Source organism: Pseudomonas sp. GW821-FHT07G10, assembly GCF_059418545.1.
Map to the genome: position 1 here is coordinate 500,894 of NZ_JBWKQB010000001.1, position 20,002 is coordinate 520,895.

A 20,002-nucleotide genomic window follows, 5' to 3' on the forward strand; every position below is an offset into this window, starting at 1 on the left:
ATGGAGTAGGGTTGTGGTCGAACCGATGAATTCAAGTGATTGAAAGGATATAGCCATGCTGGACTGGAAGAACCGCGCAGGCAGCGCGCCTGATCGTGCCGCTGAACCTGAGTCGGCAACCCGCAGCTATTTCGGTGGTTTGCTGTTCAGCCGTGCCTTGGGCACAGTGGTGGGTTTGTACCTGCTGGTGACCCTTGTCGTGGGCTGGTACTGGAGCCAGGAACCGGCACTGTTTGCGGTTCAGCAGAATGCTCAAATGGCGGCTGAGAAGGACGGCAAGCAGATGGTCGTCGGTTACACCACGGTGGAAACCCTCAAGACTGTTGCCGGTACGCTGCTGCACAAACCTGGCGGCTACCTCTCCAATGATCGCTTCCCACCGGGCGTCTGGCTGGACGATATCCCTAGTTGGGAATATGGCGTGCTGGTACAGGTCCGCGACCTGACCCGTGCCCTGCGCAAAGACTTCGCCCGTTCGCAATCGCAGTCCGCAGAAGACGCTGATCTGGGCAAGGCCGAGCCGCGTTTCAACTTCGACAACAAAAGCTGGATGCTGCCTTCCAGTGAGTCCGAGTACCAGGAAGGCATCAACTCGCTGAGTCGCTATCAGGCGCGGCTGTCAGATCCATCGCAGAAGAACGCCCTGTTCTACGCCCGGGCCGACAACCTCAATAACTGGCTCGGTGATGTGGCCACTCGCCTGGGCTCGCTGTCGCAACGACTGTCGGCCAGCGTCGGTCGGGTCAAACTCAATACTGCGCTGAAAACCGAAGCACTGGCACCCGGTCAAGTGCCGCAGCTAGATGAAGAGTTGGTGGAAACCCCTTGGTTGCAGATCGATAACGTGTTCTACGAAGCCCGCGGTCAGGCCTGGGCATTGTCCCATCTGCTGCGCGCCATCGAAGTCGACTTTGCCGACGTATTGGCCAAGAAAAACGCCACGGTCAGCGTGCGTCAGATCATTCGTGAGCTGGAAGCCTCCCAGGAGCGAGTATGGAGCCCAATGATTCTCAACGGCAGCGGCTTTGGCGTGCTGGCCAACCACTCGCTGGTCATGGCCAACTACATCTCGCGGGCCAATGCAGCGGTCATCGATTTGCGTCAACTGCTCTCCCAGGGTTGAGTCATGGTCGTTACCTCTAAAGAGGCCGCACATCGCGCGGCCTCGGATGCCGAACACATCGCCTGGGTCGATGAGCAAGACAACTTGCTTGGCGCCCTGGTCCGGTCCGATTTACGCGAGCGTGGGCTGATCGGGCGCGGAACTTACATCATGCTGTTCAATTCGGCCGGTGAGCTGTGCGTGCATCGGCGCACCCTGAGCAAAGCTATCTATCCCGGTTATTGGGACGTGGCAGCCGGCGGCATGGTGCTGGCGACTGAGACCTATGCCGAATCGGCGGCCCGTGAACTGGAAGAAGAGCTTGGGGTCAGCGGTGTGGAATTGACTGCACATGATCACTTTTTCTTCGAAGACACTGGTAATCGACTGTGGTGTTCGGCGTTCTCGGCGGTCTGGGACGGGCCATTGCGTTTGCAGCCAGAGGAAGTGCTGGAGGCGCGCTTTATGCCGATCGATCAGGTCATGCAGGAAATTCAGCAAAAGCCCTATTGCCCGGACTCTCTGGCGGCCTTGAAGCGTTATCTGCGCTCACAGGGCGCAAACGTCGCAAAAGATGTATAAATTGGCGCCGATTGACTCTTAGCAAGTGCGCTTTTTGCCGTTACACTGCGCGACCTTTTGTAGGAGCGAAGCTTGCTCGCGAAGGACGCATGAACGACATGTGCTGTCTGATGCCGCGCGTTATCGTTGACGTCCATCGCGAGCAAGCTCTGCTCCTACAAGTCTGTACCGTTTCAGTAGCGCTGCCCCTGCCTGAGTGGGGCTTCGCGGTCGATGGCACTTGCCAAAGCGCTTCGACCAGTCTTTGTCCTCCCAAGAGGATTGCCGGTGGCCAAAAAAGCCGCATCCTTCGCCGCCCTTGGTGGCCTGGTATTTTCCACCGACGCAGGTCGACATTGCCCGGACTGTAGCCAGCCGGTGGATGCCTGCATCTGCAAACAAACCGTTGTCCCTGCCGGCGACGGCATCGCTCGCGTGCGTCGCGAAAGCAAGGGCCGTGGCGGCAAGACGGTGACCACCATCACCGGCGTGCCGTTGGCCGAAGATGCCCTCAGTACGCTTGCCACGACGCTGAAAAAGCGTTGCGGCACCGGCGGCACGTTGAAAGACGGGGTCATCGAGATCCAGGGCGAGCATGTCGAGCTACTCTTGGCAGAGCTGATCAAGCTCGGTTTTAAAGCTAAGAAGTCCGGCGGCTAGCAGCCTCTGTGAAGACCACCCCGACTTGACGCAGTCCTGATCCGATACAGGTTTGCCGTCGTCTCCATGGTTTTCACAGAGCCTGTTCATGACCGGTTTCTAAACTCCGCGCTGTAGGCGAGGTCTATCCCCCTCGAATACAGGCTAATCGTCATTTTCATTCTTTAGACTGCGCCAGCCTTATCTCAGGCGACGCTCTATGACTTCATTTATAGGGGACTTCGATGTCCGTACGACGCACACGCAAAGACGATGGCAGCCAATGGACAGTTGCGGACAGCCGCAGTGTTTATGGGATTCGCCATTGGGGGGCCGGGTATTTCGCGATCAGTGACGCCGGTCGCGTCGAAGTTCGTCCGAACGGCCCGAACAGCTTGCCTATCGATCTGTTCGAACAAGTCGATGAGCTGCGTAAAAGCGGCCTGTCGTTGCCGCTGCTGGTGCGCTTTCCGGACATTCTGCAAGACCGCGTACGTCAGCTGACCGGCGCATTCGACGCCAACATCGAGCGTCTGGAATACCAGAGCAAATACACCGCGCTGTACCCGATCAAGGTCAACCAGCAAGAAGCGGTGATCGAGAACATCATCGCCACCCAGGACGTGTCCATCGGCCTGGAAGCCGGCTCCAAGCCGGAATTGCTGGCGGTGTTGGCGCTGGCGCCCAAAGGCGGAACCATTGTCTGCAACGGTTACAAGGATCGTGAGTTCATTCGCCTGGCACTGATGGGCCAGAAGCTCGGTCACAACGTGTTCATCGTGATCGAGAAAGAATCCGAAGTTGAGCTGGTGATCGAAGAAGCGGCCTCGCTCAAGGTCAAACCTCAGGTCGGTCTACGGGTGCGTTTGTCTTCCCTGGCCTCGAGCAAGTGGGCTGACACCGGCGGTGAAAAATCCAAATTCGGTCTGTCTGCCGCTCAGCTGATCTCAGTGGTCGAGCGTTTCCGCGCCGCCGGTCTGGATCAGGGCATTCGCTTGCTGCACTTTCACATGGGCTCGCAGATCGCCAACCTGGCGGACTACCAGCATGGCTTCAAGGAAGCGATCCGCTATTACGGCGAATTGCGCAACCTTGGCCTGCCGGTAGATCACATCGACGTCGGCGGCGGCCTGGGCGTTGACTACGACGGTACCCACTCGCGCAATGCCAGCTCGATCAACTACGACATGGACGACTACGCCGGTGTCGTGGTCGGGATGCTCAAGGAGTTCTGCGATGCGCAGAGCCTGCCGCATCCGAACATCTTCTCCGAGAGCGGCCGCTCGCTGACCGCCCACCACGCCATGCTGGTGGTCCAGGTGACCGACGTCGAGAAGCACAACGACGACGTGCCAGTCATCGAGAACAAGGAAGAGCTGCCGGAAACCGTGCAATGGCTGGTAGACCTGCTGGGGCCGACCGACATCGAGATGGTCACCGAGACCTACTGGCGTGCCACGCACTACATGAGCGACATCGCTGCCCAGTACGCGGATGGCAAACTGACCCTGGCCGAGAAAGCTTTGGCCGAACAGTGCTACTTCGCGGTCTGCCGTCGCCTGCACAACTCCTTGAAAGCCCGTCAGCGTTCCCACCGTCAGGTGCTCGACGAACTCAACGACAAGCTCGCCGACAAGTACATCTGCAATTTCTCGGTATTCCAGAGCCTGCCGGACACCTGGGCGATTGGCCAGGTACTGCCGATTCTGCCATTGCACCGTCTCGACGAAGAGCCGCTGCGCCGTGCTGTGCTGCAAGACCTGACCTGCGACTCCGATGGCAAGATCAAGCAGTACGTCGATGAACAAAGCATCGAAACCAGCCTGCCGGTGCATGCGCTGAACGACGGTGAAGATTACCTGCTGGGGATTTTCCTGGTGGGCGCCTATCAGGAAATTCTCGGTGATATGCACAACCTGTTCGGTGATACCGACTCGGTGAATATCTACCAGAATGCGGACGGCAGCGTGTATCACGCCGGTATCGAAACCCACGACACCATCGAAGACATGCTGCGTTACGTGCATTTGTCTCCGGAAGAGCTGATGACCCACTATCGGGACAAAGTCGCCTGCGCGAAGATCAGTCCGGCCGAACGCACTCAATACCTCGACGCTCTGCGTCTGGGGCTGACTCGCTCGTCTTACCTGTCTTCTTGAGGTAACAAACTGTCGCGCCAGGTTGTCTGAAAACGCACTGCAACCCGTGTGTTTTTTCAGATGGTCTGGCGCGGCATTTTTTTCAGACGTATATGGCGCAAGCCATTTGTTTTCGAAGAATCAAAGAGTGCAGGTCTTCATTTCATTTAGGCCGCTTTCTGATCTGTACCAGGCTCTCTACTCGACGATGTCTCTCAGCGAGAATCTCACGTCGCCCCCTCCGTAGAAACACGCCAATATTTGATCCAGCCAGTGAACCGTTCGTGTTCGAACTGCACCCGCTCAGTGGGCAATGACGCTAAACCAGCCATCATTCTTGCTTAAGAGCCAGGCGAAAGCGCCGAGGGTCAGGCTGCGTAGCAGCATAAACAGCAGAAACGCCAGCCACAGACCATGGTTGCCAAAGCTCTGTAGAGCCCAGGCCACCGGTAGCACGATGATCACGGTCAGCAGCATACCGTTGCGCATTTCCCTGGCACGGGTGGCGCCGATGAACAGACCGTCGAGCAAGTAGCTCCAGACCGCGATCAGCGGTAGCGCGGCGAGGTAAGGCAAGTAGCTGAACGCGGTGTCGCGCACGCTCTGGATGTTGGTCTGCATCTCGATGAACAGATGACCGGCAAACAGAAACAGCACGGCGAAGCCCAGGCTGGTCAGCAACGACCAACCGCAGGCTACCACCAGCGAACGGCGCAAGGCCTGCCGGTCATGGGCGCCGATGGCGTGACCGCACAGAGCTTCCACTGCATGGGCCAGGCCATCGAGCGCATGGGCGGTCAGTAGTAAACCGTTGAGCAGCAGAGCGTTGGCCGCGACGGTTGCGTCACCCAGTCGAGCTCCTTGCACGGTGATCAGGAAAAACACTGATTGCAGTGCCAGGCTGCGAATGAAAATGTCCCGATTGACCGCCAGCAGCGGTCTCCAGCTTTGCCACAGTGCCAGCGCCGCCCATGCAATGTGGCCGGGGTAGGCGCGCAGGGCTTTGCGGGTCATGGCCAGACCAATCAGGGCACCGGTCCATTCGGCGATGACCGAGGCCCGCGCCGCGCCAACTACACCCCACTCCAGTCCGAGGACGAACCACAGGTTCAGCGCGATGTTCACCAGGTTCGTGCTCAGCAGAATCGCCAGCGGTGCGCGGGCGTTCTGGGTGCCGAGGAACCAGCCGACCAGCGCGTAACTGGCCAGCGCTGCGGGTAGACCGAACAGCCGGGTATGGAAAAAGTCCCGGGTCATTTGGTCGAGTTCGGCGGAGGGGTGCATCAGGTTTAAAGCGACGCCGCTCAGCGGCACGGCGATGACCCCAAGCAGCAGCGCCAGGCCCATGGCCAAGAGCAAACCTTGCAGCAGGACCTGTCGAAGTGCTGCGCCGTCTTCACGCCCGGCGGCCTGGGCGGCAAAACCGGTGGAGCCCATGCGCAGAAAGCCCATCGACCAGGCCAGAAACAGATACAGGTTGGCACCGATAGCCACAGCACCGAGTTGGTGGGCGTAGGGCAGATGACCGATCACCGTGCTGTCGACCAGGGCCACCAGTGGAACGGAGATGTTCGACAGAATCATCGGCGCCGCGAGCGCCCAGACACGGCGATGGGTTGAGCGGTGGCGCCAGTCGGTGATCAGGGTGGACATGCAGGCTCCTTGAGAGAGCAGGCATTGTAGCGGCAGTTTCGGGACTCGCGCCGTCTCCTTGATCGTTCCCACGCTCTGCGTGGGAACGCCGCCATGGACGCGCAGCAATCGCCGTTGATGTGACGCGGAGCGTCACGGGGTGCATTCCCACGCGGGAGCGTGGGAACGATCATCAGCAAATTCTTCAATGACCAGAACCAGCCCGCCCGGCGCCGGTCAATGTGACCGGCGCCCCAGGCGGTTTGGCATCAGTGATATATAGTTCAAGGCTACGATACTCCTGCCTATGAGTGCCCCATGCTTAACAAAGGACTGTTTCTGGCCTGTGCGTTGGCGCTGCTAAGCGCTTGCGATTCGTCGACTTCCGACAAAGCGCCTCCCACCGCCGCGCCCCCGGCGGTGGTCACAGCGCCCACGGCCAAGGCGATTCAGGACACTGCGGTACTGAAGCAGCGCTACGCCGGCCGTGAGTTAAGCGTGGTGGACGTTTCCGAAGTTCAGCTTGATGGTGCCAGCACGCTGTCGGTGAGCTTTTCGGTGCCGCTGGACCCTGAGCAGAAATTCGACGAAAAACTGCATCTGGTCGACAGCAAGTCGGGCAAGATCGACGGTGCCTGGGAACTCTCCGACAACCTGACGGAACTGCGTCTGCGCCATCTTGAGCCCCGGCGCAAACTGGTGCTCACTGTCGATGCCGGGCTACGCGGGGTCAACGATGCCAGACTTGCCGTCGAGTACGTCAGCCGCCTGGAAACCCGTGACCTGCAACCCACCGTAGGCTTCGCCAGTCGTGGCACCTTGCTGCCGACCCGTCTGGCCGAAGGCCTGCCGGTGATCGCGCTGAATGTCGACAGGATCGACGTCGAGTTCTTCCGGATCAAACCCGAATCCCTGCCGGCGTTTCTCAGTCGGTGGGGCCGCAGCGCCAGCCTGCAAAGTTATGAATCGCGCGAACTGCTGCCGATGGCCGATCTGGTTTACGGTGGTCGCTTCGACCTGAACCCGGCACGCAATACCCGGGAAACCCTGTTACTGCCGATCGCCGGCCTCAAGCAACTGCAACAGGCTGGCGTTTACCTGGCGGTGATGCGTGCTTCCGGCACCTATAACTACTCGCAACCGGCGACCCTCTTTACCCTCAGTGACATCGGCCTGTCGGTGCACCGTTACCAGAACCGTCTGGATGTCTTTACTCAAGCGCTGGACGGCGGTAAAGCTCTGGATGACGTCAGTCTCGAACTGCTTGATAGCGAGGGCCGGGTAGTAGGCCAGGGCAAGACCGGGAAGGGCGGCCATACCGAGTTGTCGCTGCCGAAAAAAGCCGAAGTGTTGCTGGCCCATCAGGGCGAGCAGACCAGTATGTTACGACTCAACAGCGCCGCGCTGGACCTGGCCGAGTTCGATATCGGCGGGCCACAAGCCCATCCCCTGCAGTTTTTTGTGTTTGGCCCGCGTGACCTGTATCGCCCCGGCGAAACCGTGCTGCTCAACGCCTTGCTGCGGGACAAGGACGGTAATGCCGTCAAACCGCAGCCGGTCAGCGTTGAAGTGCGTCGCCCGGATGAGCAGGTCAGTCGCAAGTTCGTCTGGGACGCCGATGCGTCCGGTCTCTATCAATACCCACTGCAACTGGCCGGTGAAGCGCCGACCGGGCGTTGGCAGCTGGTGTTCGATCTGGGTGACGGCAAGCCGCAGTTGTATGAGTTCCTCGTCGAAGACTTCCTGCCCGAGCGTCTGGCCCTTGAGCTAAAAGGCCGCGATGCCCCGATCAAACCGGCCGATACCGCGGAAATCAGCGTCAAAGGCCGTTATCTCTATGGTGCCCCGGCCTCGGGCAATCGCCTGAGCGGCCAGGTTTATGTGCGCCCGCTGCGTGAGGCGGTCAACGCGCTACCCGGTTATCAATTCGGCTCGGTCACCGAAGCAGAGCTGAGTCAGGATCTGGATCTGGACGAGAGCACGCTGGACGCCAACGGCGAGGCAACCATCGATCTGGAAAGCAAATGGGCCGGGGCCAAGTCGCCGCTGCAACTGATCGTTCAGGCCAGCCTGCACGAGTCCGGTGGTCGCCCGATCACTCGTCGTGTGGTGCAACCGGTATGGCCGGCGGATCGTTTGCCGGGGCTGCGGGCGTTGTTCGATGGCAAAGAAACCGACGGCAACGGCCCGGTCGGGTTCGAGCTGCTGCTGGCCAACAATGAAGGTCAGAAGCTGGCGGCGGACAACCTCAAGGTACGGCTGGTGCGCGAGCGTCGTGACTACTACTGGAACTACTCGCAAAGCGATGGCTGGAGCTATCACTTCAACGAAAAATTCCTCACCCTCGATGAAGAGACCGTCAGCATCAAGGCCGGTGACACCGCGAAAGTCAGTTTTCCGGTGGAGTGGGGCCCGTATCGCGTCGAAGTCGAAGACCCGCAGACCGGACTGCTCAGCAGTCTGCGTTTCTGGGCCGGTTACCGCTCCCAGGACAACACCGAAGGCGGCGCGGTGCGACCGGATCAGGTCAAACTGGCGCTGGACAAGCCCGCCTATGGCGATGGCGACACGGCTAACGTGACAGTCACGGCGCCCGCAGCTGGCAAAGGTTATCTGCTGGTGGAGTCCAGCGACGGACCATTGTGGTGGCAGGAAATCGATGTGCCGGCCGCAGGCAAAAGCTTCGCGGTCAAGCTCGATCCGAAATGGTCGCGGCATGACCTGTATGTCAGCGCGCTGGTGATTCGTCCGGGTGAACGCAAAGCCAATGTCACCCCGAAACGCGCGGTCGGCGTGCTGCACCTGCCGCTGGATCGGACCCGGCGCAAACTCGGCGTGACCCTGAATGCACCGGAAAAGATGCGCCCCAAACAGCCGCTGACGGTGAAGATTCAGGCGAAAAATGCCGATGGCAGCATGCCGAAACACGTGCACGTGCTGCTGGCTGCGGTGGACGTGGGCATCCTCAATATCACCGAATACCCAACGCCTGACCCGTACTCCAGCTTGTTCGGTCGCAAGGCGTATGGCGCTGACCAACTGGATATCTATGGGCAGCTGATTGAAGCCGGGCAGGGCCGTTTGGCCAGCCTGGCGTTCGGTGGCGACGCGGCGCTGGCCAAGGGTGGCAAGCGTCCCGACACCAGCGTGACCATCGTTGCCCTGCAAAGCGCGCCGGTGACCCTGAACGAACAGGGCGAAGGTGAAGCCAGCGTCGACATTCCGGACTTCAACGGCGAACTGCGTCTGATGGCTCAGGCCTGGACCGATGATCGCTACGGCATGGCCGAAGGCAAAACCGTGATCGCCGCGCCGCTGATCGCCGAGCTGTCGGCGCCGCGTTTCCTTGCTGGTGGTGACCAGACGATGCTGGCGCTGGACCTGTCGAACCTCTCGGGCAAGGCACAGAATCTGACGGTGCAACTGAGTGCCGAGGGCCAACTGAGTCTGCTCGGTGACGTGACCCACAGCGTGCAACTGACTGAAGGCCAGCGCACGACGTTGCAGATTCCGGTGCAGGCACTGGGTGGCTTTGGTCAGGGCAAGGTCAAGGTGCTGGTCAACGGCCTCGACCTGCCGGGCGAGAGCTTGCCGCCGTTCAACCGCGACTGGACGCTGGGCGTGCGTCCAGCCTATCCGGCGATGCTCAAACACTACCGCGCGGTGCTCAAGGATCAGCCGTGGAACTTGCCGGAAGGTGAGCTGGCGGCTTTCGAGCCGGCCGGGCGTGAAGCCTTGCTCAGCCTGTCGAGCCGACCACCGTTGAACCTTGGCGAACAGATCCGTGCGCTCAAGGCGTATCCGTATGGTTGCCTGGAGCAAACCACCAGCGGGCTGTATCCGTCGCTTTATGCCGATGCCGCGAGTCTTAAACGCCTCGGCCTGGAAGGCGAGCCGGATGCTGATCGCAAACGCAAGATCGAGCTGGGCATAGAACGCTTGTTGGGCATGCAGCGCTACAACGGCAGTTTCGGTTTATGGGGGGCGAACGGTGAAGAAGAGTACTGGCTGACCGCCTACGTCACCGACTTCCTGTTGCGTGCTCGCGAGCAAGGTTTCACCGTACCGCCTGAAGCCCTGAAAAAGGCCAGCGAGCGGCTGCTGCGTTATGTGCAGGAACGTAACCTGATCGAAGTGAACTACAGCGAAAATGCCGAGCACACGCGCTTCGCGGTACAGGCATATGCCGGTCTGGTATTGGCCCGCAGCCAACAGGCGCCGCTGGGTGCGTTGCGCAGTCTGTTCGAGCGGCGTACCGATGCCCGCTCCGGTCTGCCGCTTGTGCAACTGTCCATTGCCTTGCAGAAAATGGGCGATCAGCCGCGTGCTGATCAGGCCTTGATCACAGGGTTGGCAGCGTCGCGCAACAGCAAGGACTGGCTCGCCGATTACGGCAGCCCGCTGCGCGATCAGGCGCTGATTCTAGCCTTGCTGGAAGAGAACGACCTGGCCAGGGGTAAGCGTGAAGAGCGTCTGTTCGAGTTGTCCGATCAACTGGCTGCCAGCCGATACCTGTCGACCCAGGAGCGCAACTCGCTGTTCCTCGCCGGCCGTGGTTTGCTGGGTAAACCCGAAGCCATCTGGAATGCGCAACTGAGCAGTGGTGGTGAAACCCGTGAGCTGAGCAATAACCAGCCTGGCCTGAAACTTGAAGGCCCGTTGCTGGCTTCGCCGCTGTCCCTCCACAACGAAGGCAAGGAGCCTGTGTATCAGCAACTGACCATCTCCGGTTATCCACAACTGGCGCCGGTAGCCGGTGGCGAGAACCTGAGCATTCGCCGCGAGTACCTGGGCATGAACGGCCAACCGTTGAGCCTCAAGGCCTTGACCAGTGGTGATCTGGTGCTGGTGCACTTGGCACTCAGTGCCAAACAGCGAGTACCGGATGCCTTGGTGGTGGATTTATTGCCGGCCGGTCTGGAGCTGGAAAACCAGAACCTGGCTCAGAGCGCTGCGAGCCTGGAAAACGCCAGTAGCAAGGTCAAGGAATGGCGGGACTCGATGCAGAACGCCAACCTCAAGCATCAGGAATTTCGCGATGACCGCTACGTGGCGGCGATGGACCTGGACGGTTACGGTACTGCGCACCTGCTGTACCTGGCGCGGGCCGTCACCCCTGGCGCCTACCGCGTACCACCGCCGCAAGTGGAGTCGATGTACCGGCCGAACTGGCAGGCTGTGGGCGAAACACTGCCGCAGATGGTGATCAAGGGTAGATAGCGCAGAGATTTTTGTGATCGTTCGCACGCTCCCGCGTGGGAATGCAGCCCGTGACGCTCTGCGTCACAAGAGCGGACGCAGAGCGTCGAGTGAGGCATTCCCACGCGGAGCGTGGGAACGATCAGCGCGTAGGAACTGCCGAAGGTTCGGGCCGCGTTCGGACGATATTTTGCTCTTTGGGTTCAATGAATAATCCAGCTCAACAACCACAGCCCGAGCACCAGCCAGATGATCCCCATGATGATCGAGGCCCGCATAAAGGCGCGGATCGCCGAGTACAGCAGCATCAGGCCGATGATCAGCGCGAGGATGCTGATGATCGAGGCGTCCATGCCCAGCGCCCGGGAAAATCCATCGATAAAATTGCTGCTGGCGTGAGTCAATGCATCGAAAAATCCACTGAGCACATCGACGATAAACCGGATGACTGAGCCAAGTGCCTGGCCGAGCCATTCGGAAAAGCTTTCTACCTGCATGTATGCGTCCTGATGAAAGGGTTGGCGTCATTGCCATGCCCGGGCCTTAGGCCATTATTCGCTATAGCGAGTTCCCTTAAAGCATAGAGGTTTGCGGGTTTGAATTTGCGATTAGTTACTGAGCGTCTGCGTTCCTTGTGGGAGCTGGCTTGCCTGCGATTGCGGCGACGCGGTGTGTCAGGTGAATTACCTTCGCGAGCAAGAACCCGGCGTCCCCCCAGGCTCCGGCAGGGGCCGCGCTGGATGAGATTTTTGCGTAGGGCTCTGGTTGCTGTACTGCTGTTGATCGCACTGCTCTGGCTCGCCGACCGCATCTGGCCGTTGCCCTTGCCCCAAGACGATCTGGCGCGTGTGGTGCTGGCCGAAGACGGCACGCCGCTGTGGCGGTTCGCCGATGCCAATGGCGTATGGCGCTACCCGGTGGAGCCCCATCAGGTTTCGCCGTATTACCTCCAAGCGCTGCTGACCTACGAAGATCGCTGGTTTTATCAGCACCCCGGCGTTAATCCCTTGGCGCTGGCGCGCGCCGTATGGCAGAACCTCTCTGGCGGGCGCGTGCTGTCGGGGGGCAGCACATTGTCGATGCAGGTCGCGCGCCAGCTTGATCCGCACACGCGCACGCTGCTCGGCAAGCTGCGGCAACTCTGGCGCACCGCGCAACTGGAATGGCATCTGTCCAAGGATCAAATCCTCAGCCTGTATCTCAACCGCGCGCCGTTCGGCGGTACGCTGCAAGGCGTGGCGGCGGCCAGTTGGGCATACCTTGGCAAGTCACCGCAGCAACTGACTCACGCCGAAGCGGCACTGCTGGCGGTCCTGCCGCAGGCACCGAGCCGCTTGCGCCCGGACCGTCACCCGGCGCGAGCCCAAGTGGCACGGGATAAAGTCTTGCGGCGGCTGGCGCAGTTCCATGTCTGGCCGCAATCAGCGGTGAACGAAGCACTGGAAGAGCCCTTGCTGCTGGCGCCACGCCTGGAACCGAGCCTCGCGCCGTTGCTGGCGCGAAGGTTGAATCGCCCGGACAGCCCGCCGCTGATCCGCACCACCCTGGATGCTACTTTGCAGCGACGTCTCGAGGACCTGCTGCTGGGCTGGCGCGCGCGCTTGCCGGAGCATACGTCCGCAGCGATTCTGGTGGTCGAAGAAGAGACCATGGCGGTGCGCGCCTACCTTGGCTCGGTGGACATCAACGACACACGGCGCTTTGGACATGTGGACATGATCAGCGCCATGCGCTCGCCCGGTTCGACCCTAAAACCCTTCCTGTATGGCATGGCCATGGATGCCGGGCTGATCCATTCCGAATCACTGCTGCAGGACGTGCCGCGGCGTTACGGCGATTACCGGCCGGGCAACTTTTCCATGGGCTTCAGCGGTGCGGTGTCGGCCAGTAGCGCGCTTGCGATGTCGCTGAATCTGCCCGCGGTGCAGCTGCTCGAAGCCTACGGGCCGAAACGTTTCGCCGCCCGGATGCGCATCGGCGGCGTGCCGCTGACGCTGCCGGTGTTGGCCGAGCCGAACCTGGCGTTGATTTTGGGCGGGGCTGGTAGTCGTCTGGAGGATCTGGTCAGTGGTTACAGTGCTTTCGCCCGTGGTGGCAAGAGCGCCAATATTCGTTTGCAACCGGACGATGTGCTGTATGAGCGGCCGTTGCTGTCGCCGGGCTCGGCGTGGATCGTGCGGCGGATCCTCAGCGGTCAGGCGCGGCCGGATCGCGATCCGCTTGCCGAGTTGGTGCAGCGCCCGGTGCTGGCCTGGAAAACCGGCACCAGCTACGGTTTTCGCGATGCCTGGGCGATTGGCGTCGGCCCACGGTACTTGATCGGCACCTGGATCGGCCGCCCGGACGGCACCCCGGTGCCGGGGCAGTTTGGTCTGGCCTCGGCAGCGCCACTGATGCTGCAAGTGCACGACGTGCTGATCAACCGCGACACTCAGCGGGGAATCACCGTGCCGGCGCAACCGGTGCCGATGAACGTCGGGGTAGCGGCGATCTGTTGGCCATTGGGTCAGCCCATGAACCGTAACGATCCCAATTGCCGGCGCCAGCGTTTCGCCTGGACCCTGGACGGCACCACCCCGCCAACCTTGCAGGCACTGGATCAACCGCTGGGCGTCGGTTTGCTGGAAAAAATCTGGGTTAACGCCAAGGGCCAGCGGGTCGACGTCAAATGCCCAGGGGCGCAGGCTCGTGATATTGCGTTGTGGCCAGCACCGCTGGAACCGTGGTTGCCGAGGGTGGAGCGTCGCGAAGCGCGTTTGCCGGCCAACGACCCTGAGTGCCCGGGGCCGATGCTGTCAGCCGCGTCGCCATTGTCGATTGTCGGCGTGCACGAAGGCGATCAACTGCGCCGCCCGGCCGCCAGCCAGGAACTGCTGCGATTGGAGCTTTCGGCCTTGGGCGGCAGCGGTCGACGATGGTGGTTTATCAATGGCGCACCGCTGGGTGACAGCGCCAGTCAAGACAGCATCAACGCGACCTTTGATCAGCTCGGCCGCTACCAGCTCAGCGTGCTCGACGAGGGCGGGCAGACCGCACAGGTCGAATTCAGTGTTGTTGATTAGTCCGCCATCGCGAGCAAGCTTGCTCCAAAAGGTTATGCGCTGCTCTTGCAGGAGCGAGCTTGCCCGCGATCTGTCGCGAAGCGACTGCAATGCCCGGTACTTGCCTTCACTCGCCATCCACCCGAAGCTATACGCCTTCAGGAGAGCCCGATGAACCTTGACGAACTGACCGAACGCCTACACTCCATCCGCGACCGTAACGACTGGCGCCAATTCCATAGCCCGAAAAACCTGGCCATGGCCGCCAGTGTGGAAATGGCTGAACTGGTAGAAATATTCCAGTGGCTCAGCGAGGATCAGTCGCGGCAGTTGCCTGCCGAAAAACTTGCCCATGCCGGTCAGGAAGTGGGCGACATCGTGCTTTATCTATTGTTGTTGTGCAGCGAGTTGGGGCTGGACATGGAACAGGTCGTGCGCAGCAAGCTGGCAGACAGCGAAAGGAGATTCAGCTAATGAGCGACCGTCATTTCGATCAGTTGGCGACCCGTTTCGCCGAGAAAATCTACGGTGGTGCCAAAGGCGCGATTCGCCTCGCGGTGCTCCAGGCCGATCTGGCCGAGGCCCTGCCGGACCGCCCATTGCGGGTGCTGGATATCGGTGCCGGTCTAGGTCACATGTCCCTGTGGCTGGCCGAGCGTGGGCATCAGGTGACACTGGCCGAGCCTGCCGAGCCGATGCTCGAAGGCGCGCGCCAGCGTTTCGCCGAGGCGGGTCAAACCGCGACCTTCATTCAGGCACCGTGGCAGGAATTGCTCGGCCAGCTCACCGAACCTTACGACCTGGTGCTTTGCCACGCGGTGCTGGAATGGCTGGCCGAGCCCCACGCGATCCTGCCGGTGCTGCATCAGCTTACGACCCAGGAAGGCTGGCTATCGCTGGCGTTCTACAACCGTGATGCGTTGATTTATCGCAACTTGCTCAAGGGCCACTTCCGCAAGATGCGCAAGAACAACATGGCCGGTGAAAAGCAGAGCCTGACGCCTCAGCAGCCGCTTGATCCACGTGAATTGGCAGTGCAACTCGAAGGTCTGTGGCAGGTCGAAAGTCAGAGCGGGGTGCGGGTTTTCCACGACTATATGCCGGTGGAATTCCAGGCACGCGCCGAATTGCTGGATTTGCTGGAAATGGAGCTGGCTCATCGCCGTCACCCAAGCTTTGCCGGACTTGGGCGTTATTTGCACTGGATCTGCCGTCCGGTTTAAGCGGTCCCGTCAGTGGAGAGCGAAATGAAACGCCGCGTTGGATCAGTCGTGCTGTGGTGCTCGCTGTACTTGAGCCTGGTCGCTTGCCAGGGCAACAATCCTTATGTCGCCAGCTCTAACCCGATTCCGCCCGCACCGCCACAAGCCGCCCATACCTTCGACCGCAGCGCCTACCCGGCGCCGCAACGGGATTACGGTCGCTATCGCAACTGGGCCTGGCTCAACGGGCGTTTGCCCGCCGGCTCGGCTTGGGCCGATTCAGCGCAGATTGCTGAAGCGGTCAGCAATGCTCTTGACCAACGCGGTTTGCGCCCGCTGCGTGACAACCGTCCGGCGGACCTGTGGGTCAGCGCCGACGTGCATCTGGAGAAACGACTGCGTCAGGTGCAGGACGACTACGGCTACGGCGGTTATAACCGCTATGGCAATGGCTACGGTATGTACAACGCGGTGCCGGTCGTGCGCACGTATGAGGTGCAAGTGATGGTCGTGCGGGTCGACTTGTTTGACGCCGGCAGCGGTCAGCCGGTGTGGAGCTCCAGTGCCGAAGCCAGTAGCCAGGGCAGTCTCAGCGAGCATGCCGATGCATTGCGCAAAGCTGTGGAAAAGGCCCTTTCGGCGTATCCTCCTGGTTAGCGACACCCTGTCAGGTTCATGTCTTCGACCGGAGAAGAATCATGTTCCGCCGTCTCGTTTTACTGGCTTTGGTTGCGTTGCTCGGCGCTTGCGCTTCCAGCCAGGTCAACCACGACTTCGATGCCAGCCGCGACTTCACCGCCTATCGCAGCTGGAGCTGGAAAGAGCCCGCCCTGCAATACCGCCCCGATGATCCACGGATCAAAAGTGACCTGACCGAGCAGCGCGTCCGCCAGGCGATCAGCGATCAATTGGATCAGCGTGGTCTGCGTCCGGCTGCCGCTGGTAGCAAGGGCGATCTCAAGGTGCAGGCTTACCTGATTGTTGAAAACCGTCAGCAACAAGTGACCACCAGTTACGGCGGCAGCGCCTGGGGTCGCCCATGGAATGGTTATTGGGGCGGGCCGATGTACAACGAAACCCGCAATGTCACCTACAAGGTCGCGACCATTCAGATCGACCTGCTCGATGGCAAGGACGGCAAGCTTGTCTGGAGAGGCAGTGACGAGCAAATGCTCAGCCGTACGCCGGAGCCTGCAGACCGCAGCGCCGCTATACGAGTGACAGTGGGCAGGATTTTGGCGAATTATCCGCCGAGGTAAGGACCTTTTCACCTGAAGCCAGGTAATGCCAGTCGGTTAAGCGATTGGTTTTGCGCAATACCCTGCTGCCGCAGCCTGCGGCAGCTGCTGCAGGGAGCTTCGCCTCCCCCGGGGATTACCTAATGGAGGAAGCGCTCGGCACTGCGCCGGCAAAGGAGTGCTCGATGTCCCATTCGGGTGATCTAACCCACCACCGGCAACTCAATACAAAACCGCGCACCCTCAACCGTATTGCTGGCGCTTAGCCGTCCGCCCATGTTCTCGACGATGCCGTAACTCACTGACAACCCGAGTCCGGTCCCGACACCGACCGGTTTGGTGGTGAAAAACGGTTCGAAAATCCGCTCCAGCAGCCGCGGGTCGATTCCGCCGCCGTTGTCCTCCACCCATAGGCGCACTGAACTGCCATCTCGTTGGGCAGACACCGCAATCCAGGGTTTGAATTCCCGGATAGCCTCGCGTTTGCTCAGCAGTGCGTCGCGGGCGTTGACCATCAGGTTGATCAGCACCTGCTCAAGCTGATCGACATAACCGCGTACTTGCACCTCGAAGGCCATCTCGCTGACCCGCAGTTCGACGCCTTTGCCGCGCATACCTTCGCTGAGCAGCGATAGCGTGCCTTCTATGGCCTGCGCCGGGTTGAACGGTTGCTGTTCGACTTCCGAGCGTCGACCGAACACCCGCATATGATCGACTACCCGCGCCGCACGCTGGACCTGGGCATCGATACGGTTGAGTGTGTCCTGCAGGTAGTCGATCTGCACCTCGCCGCGGCTCAAACGTTTGAGCCCATTGAAGATGGCCATGCGCATCACGTGCAACGGCTGGTTGATTTCATGGGCAAGGCCGGTGGCCATTTCACCGAGTGTGGCCATTTTTGCGCTTTGAGCGAGTTGCTGTTGGGAGCGACGGACTTCGGTGTTGTCACGGCCCACGGCTTGAACCTCCAGCAATCGGCCTTGCTCATCGAACACCCCCCGATCCGACCAGATCCACCAGGCGTGTTCGCGCCCAGGCAATTGCAGGCTGATTTCTGCGGTGCTCACCGGGAATTGCGGGCTTAACCGGCTGATGCGCTGGACAAACGCTTCGCGCTGTTCGGCAGACAACCAACTGCCCAGATTCACCCCCGGCAGTTGCGCAGGCAGACATTCCAGATAGTTCGCCAGGGGCCGGTTGCCGAAGGTCAGGGTCAGGTCCGGGCGATAGCGACAGATCATCGCTGGCGAGTCCTCTACCAGAATGCGATAGCGCTCTTCGCTCTGTTTCACGTGCTCGGCGGCCAGGGTCGCCTCGGTGATATCCAGCCACAGTCCGACGGCCTCCACCGGCAGGCCCAGGTCATCACGGAGCAATTTGGCTTCATCCAGCAGCCAGTGGTAATTGCCGTGTTTATCTTGCAGGCGATAACGGCAGCGCACCGAGCCTTCGCGCAGCAGTTGCCGGGTGCGTTCGAAATACAGGTCGCGATCTTCGGGATGAACCCGGTCTACCAGTGCACCATTGAGACAATCGACCAGGTTCCAGCCGAGCAGCGGCAGCAAACTGTCGCTGAAAAACGTCGGTTGCAACGCACCTTCGACATAACGCTGCACGTAGATCACCGCAGGCGAGCTGGCGATCAGGTTATCCAGCCGCGCATGGGCGGCTTCGGCTTGCCGTTCCTGGGTCTTGATATCGCTGATGTCGAGCATGAAACCGACCACCCGCCGAGGTTCGCCCACTCCCAGTGCCTGGCCTTGAAGGCGATACCAGATCGGGTTTTGCGCGGCGTCTGACCGGTGCAGGCGTACACACAGCAACAAGGCTTTGCCGTGTTGTTGCAGGTCCTGCAAGCGGCTGCTCAGCTCCTGGCGGTCGGCGGGATGAATCAGGGCCAACCACGCGTCCAGGGGCAGCCGGGCAGTGTCTGGTTTCAGATGCAGGTTGAGGGCCAGTTGTGGCGCCAGTTGTACCTCGCCACTGTGCGCATAAAGCTCCCACCAACCGGTGCCGAGTAATCCTTGCAGGGTTTCCAGTCGCTCCAGTTGCTGATGGTGATGCTGTTCGCGCAAGCGGCTCAACAACGGCCCGGCCAGCGAAGCGGTCAGCAGCAACCAGTCACGCTCACTCAGGTCCGGGGCGCGCTTTTGCACCGGGTAGAAGCCACAGAGCAACCAGGCCGCAACACCATGATCATCGCGGTAGGGCACTATAAACCCATCGCTATTGCCAAAGGCACTTTGCAAGCGCGGATGTTCGCTGAAGCCCTGGCGCACGCTCAGGCGCAACGGTGTATTGCCGTTCAAGCTGTCCAGGCTGGTACCCAGAAGCTGCCCGGCGTGCCATAGCGCCGGGGCATCGTGGGCCGCATACTGGCTATGGATTTGCCAACCCTGCTCCTGTTCGTCGAGCAACGCGAGGGCAATACAGGGGATGCGCCAGCGCTGGGCAAGCGCTTGCAGTTGTTCGTTCAAGACCTCCGCCAGCCGCGCCATGCTGCACAAGTACAGATGTTCGCTCATCTGTCCGGCAAACACTTGGCATTGCTCACGGCTTTGGGACAGCTGCCGCTCGTGGAGCAAGTCGCCGATATCAAGTAACTGCAGCAGCCAGCCGTCCGCTGTGGGCTGGACCCAACCGCGCAGATGCAGGCTTTGTCCGGTGAGGCTCAGGAAGTCCAGGTCGAGGGTCTGTCCCTGCCAATCGGCGGGCGTGCCGTCGACCACAAGCGCGCTGTGGGGCAACAGGAAATCGAGCAGACGCGGCGACTGATTACCGGGTGTTTGCTGGACCAGAGCATGGTGCAAGGGTCCGGTCATCTGCAGCACGCGGCCCTCATGGTCCAGGTACAGGTGCAGCCCGACACTGCGCGCGGTGACGCTGCCCGGCGTCTGGGCAGTGAGCGGGGGCTGGCGTCCGAGCAAGCGCCCGAAGAGTCTTTCCCCCGAATTCAAAACTGCAAACTCGACTTCGCGCGGAGTGTCACCGGCAGATCGGGGACTGTTCCCACGCCGGGTAGCAGCAGAAACGGCAGGACCTGATTTAATTTAATGGTTGGATAGTTCACGCTGACGGTCAACACCTCGTTGAACGATTGCATCAACAGCAGCGGCAGGCTGTAACTGACCAAGCCATAAAACACCGCGAAGAAAATGACAAACACCAAAGCGAATTCAATCGCCACGGCACCTTTTTGCTTTCTGAGGAGGCTTAGCGTCATCAGTGCGTCTACCCTGACAAGTATTAC

The 20,002-nt window shown here is 60.7% G+C and carries 14 protein-coding genes; 10 read left to right on the plus strand and 4 right to left on the minus strand.

Features of this window, described 5'->3' with window-relative positions:
* Nucleotides 1-55 precede the first annotated feature (55 nt).
* The 4 genes from AC07O1_RS02275 to speA all read left to right on the plus strand — a co-directional run bounded on the left by AC07O1_RS02275 (nt 56) and on the right by speA (nt 4,461).
* Nucleotides 56-1,123 carry a DUF2333 family protein gene (locus AC07O1_RS02275; protein ID WP_494993521.1) on the plus strand — a complete coding sequence of 356 codons (1,068 nt, stop codon included), beginning with the start codon at nt 56-58 and terminating at the stop codon, nt 1,121-1,123.
* A 3-nt stretch (nt 1,124-1,126) separates the two neighbouring features.
* Nucleotides 1,127-1,684: an NUDIX hydrolase gene (locus AC07O1_RS02280; protein ID WP_495087794.1), complete on the plus strand. Its 558-nt coding sequence runs from the start codon at nt 1,127-1,129 to the stop codon at nt 1,682-1,684.
* A gap of 267 nt (nt 1,685-1,951) precedes the next feature.
* Nucleotides 1,952-2,323 carry a translation initiation factor Sui1 gene (locus tag AC07O1_RS02285; protein WP_494993523.1) on the plus strand — a complete coding sequence of 124 codons (372 nt, stop codon included), beginning with the start codon at nt 1,952-1,954 and terminating at the stop codon, nt 2,321-2,323.
* A 224-nt stretch (nt 2,324-2,547) separates the two neighbouring features.
* Nucleotides 2,548-4,461, plus strand: coding sequence for an arginine decarboxylase (gene speA, locus AC07O1_RS02290; protein WP_495087795.1), 1,914 nt, complete (start codon nt 2,548-2,550; stop codon nt 4,459-4,461).
* 282 nt (nt 4,462-4,743) lie between these two features.
* On the opposite strand, the gene AC07O1_RS02295 is transcribed toward speA, so the two are convergent.
* The gene (locus AC07O1_RS02295) at nt 4,744-6,093 is read right to left on the minus strand and encodes an MATE family efflux transporter (RefSeq protein WP_495087796.1); all 1,350 of its coding nucleotides are present in this window, start codon (nt 6,091-6,093) and stop codon (nt 4,744-4,746) included.
* 297 nt (nt 6,094-6,390) lie between these two features.
* Between AC07O1_RS02295 and AC07O1_RS02300 the strand changes: the two genes are divergently transcribed.
* The gene (locus AC07O1_RS02300; RefSeq protein WP_495087797.1) at nt 6,391-11,292 is read left to right on the plus strand and encodes an alpha-2-macroglobulin family protein; all 4,902 of its coding nucleotides are present in this window, start codon (nt 6,391-6,393) and stop codon (nt 11,290-11,292) included.
* A gap of 182 nt (nt 11,293-11,474) precedes the next feature.
* Here the strand turns inward: AC07O1_RS02300 and AC07O1_RS02305 are convergent, their stop codons facing one another.
* Entirely contained in the window at nt 11,475-11,768 is a 294-nt protein-coding gene (locus AC07O1_RS02305; protein WP_495087798.1) for a hypothetical protein, read from the minus strand.
* 243 nt (nt 11,769-12,011) lie between these two features.
* Between AC07O1_RS02305 and pbpC the strand changes: the two genes are divergently transcribed.
* From pbpC to AC07O1_RS02330, 5 genes are all read left to right on the plus strand, one after another.
* Nucleotides 12,012-14,333: a peptidoglycan glycosyltransferase PbpC gene (gene pbpC / locus AC07O1_RS02310; protein WP_495087799.1), complete on the plus strand. Its 2,322-nt coding sequence runs from the start codon at nt 12,012-12,014 to the stop codon at nt 14,331-14,333.
* A 150-nt stretch (nt 14,334-14,483) separates the two neighbouring features.
* Nucleotides 14,484-14,786 (plus strand): MazG-like family protein, encoded by a 303-nt coding sequence (locus AC07O1_RS02315; protein ID WP_494993529.1) that lies wholly within the window; start codon nt 14,484-14,486, stop codon nt 14,784-14,786.
* A complete protein-coding gene (locus AC07O1_RS02320; RefSeq protein WP_495087800.1) occupies nt 14,786-15,535 on the plus strand; it encodes a methyltransferase in 750 nt (249 codons plus the stop codon). The genes AC07O1_RS02315 and AC07O1_RS02320 overlap by 1 nt, the downstream gene beginning before the upstream one ends.
* A gap of 24 nt (nt 15,536-15,559) precedes the next feature.
* Nucleotides 15,560-16,171, plus strand: a complete 612-nt coding sequence (locus AC07O1_RS02325) for a DUF4136 domain-containing protein (RefSeq protein WP_495087801.1) — start codon at nt 15,560-15,562, stop codon at nt 16,169-16,171.
* A gap of 41 nt (nt 16,172-16,212) precedes the next feature.
* Entirely contained in the window at nt 16,213-16,773 is a 561-nt protein-coding gene (locus AC07O1_RS02330; protein WP_495087802.1) for a DUF4136 domain-containing protein, read from the plus strand.
* A 182-nt stretch (nt 16,774-16,955) separates the two neighbouring features.
* On the opposite strand, the gene AC07O1_RS02335 is transcribed toward AC07O1_RS02330, so the two are convergent.
* Nucleotides 16,956-19,709, minus strand: coding sequence for an ATP-binding protein (locus AC07O1_RS02335; RefSeq protein ID WP_495087803.1), 2,754 nt, complete (start codon nt 19,707-19,709; stop codon nt 16,956-16,958).
* On the minus strand, nt 19,706-19,975 hold the full coding sequence (locus AC07O1_RS02340) for a TadE/TadG family type IV pilus assembly protein (RefSeq protein WP_495087804.1): 270 nt from the start codon (nt 19,973-19,975) through the stop codon (nt 19,706-19,708). The genes AC07O1_RS02335 and AC07O1_RS02340 overlap by 4 nt, the downstream gene beginning before the upstream one ends.
* Between the last annotated feature and the right edge of the window lie 27 nt (nt 19,976-20,002).

What these genes read in the sequence shown, in the direction of transcription:
- AC07O1_RS02315 (WP_494993529.1), top strand. Translation starts at nt 14,484, where the DNA reads ATGAACCTTGACGAACTGACCGAACGCCTACACTCCATCCGCGACCGT.
- AC07O1_RS02330 (WP_495087802.1), top strand. Translation starts at nt 16,213, where the DNA reads ATGTTCCGCCGTCTCGTTTTACTGGCTTTGGTTGCGTTGCTCGGCGCT.
- AC07O1_RS02340 (WP_495087804.1), bottom strand. Translation starts at nt 19,975, where the DNA reads ATGACGCTAAGCCTCCTCAGAAAGCAAAAAGGTGCCGTGGCGATTGAA.
- AC07O1_RS02295 (WP_495087796.1), bottom strand. Translation starts at nt 6,093, where the DNA reads ATGTCCACCCTGATCACCGACTGGCGCCACCGCTCAACCCATCGCCGT.
- AC07O1_RS02320 (WP_495087800.1), top strand. Translation starts at nt 14,786, where the DNA reads ATGAGCGACCGTCATTTCGATCAGTTGGCGACCCGTTTCGCCGAGAAA.
- AC07O1_RS02280 (WP_495087794.1), top strand. Translation starts at nt 1,127, where the DNA reads ATGGTCGTTACCTCTAAAGAGGCCGCACATCGCGCGGCCTCGGATGCC.
- AC07O1_RS02275 (WP_494993521.1), top strand. Translation starts at nt 56, where the DNA reads ATGCTGGACTGGAAGAACCGCGCAGGCAGCGCGCCTGATCGTGCCGCT.
- AC07O1_RS02300 (WP_495087797.1), top strand. Translation starts at nt 6,391, where the DNA reads ATGCTTAACAAAGGACTGTTTCTGGCCTGTGCGTTGGCGCTGCTAAGC.
- AC07O1_RS02325 (WP_495087801.1), top strand. Translation starts at nt 15,560, where the DNA reads ATGAAACGCCGCGTTGGATCAGTCGTGCTGTGGTGCTCGCTGTACTTG.
- speA (WP_495087795.1), top strand. Translation starts at nt 2,548, where the DNA reads ATGTCCGTACGACGCACACGCAAAGACGATGGCAGCCAATGGACAGTT.
- pbpC (WP_495087799.1), top strand. Translation starts at nt 12,012, where the DNA reads ATGAGATTTTTGCGTAGGGCTCTGGTTGCTGTACTGCTGTTGATCGCA.
- AC07O1_RS02305 (WP_495087798.1), bottom strand. Translation starts at nt 11,768, where the DNA reads ATGCAGGTAGAAAGCTTTTCCGAATGGCTCGGCCAGGCACTTGGCTCA.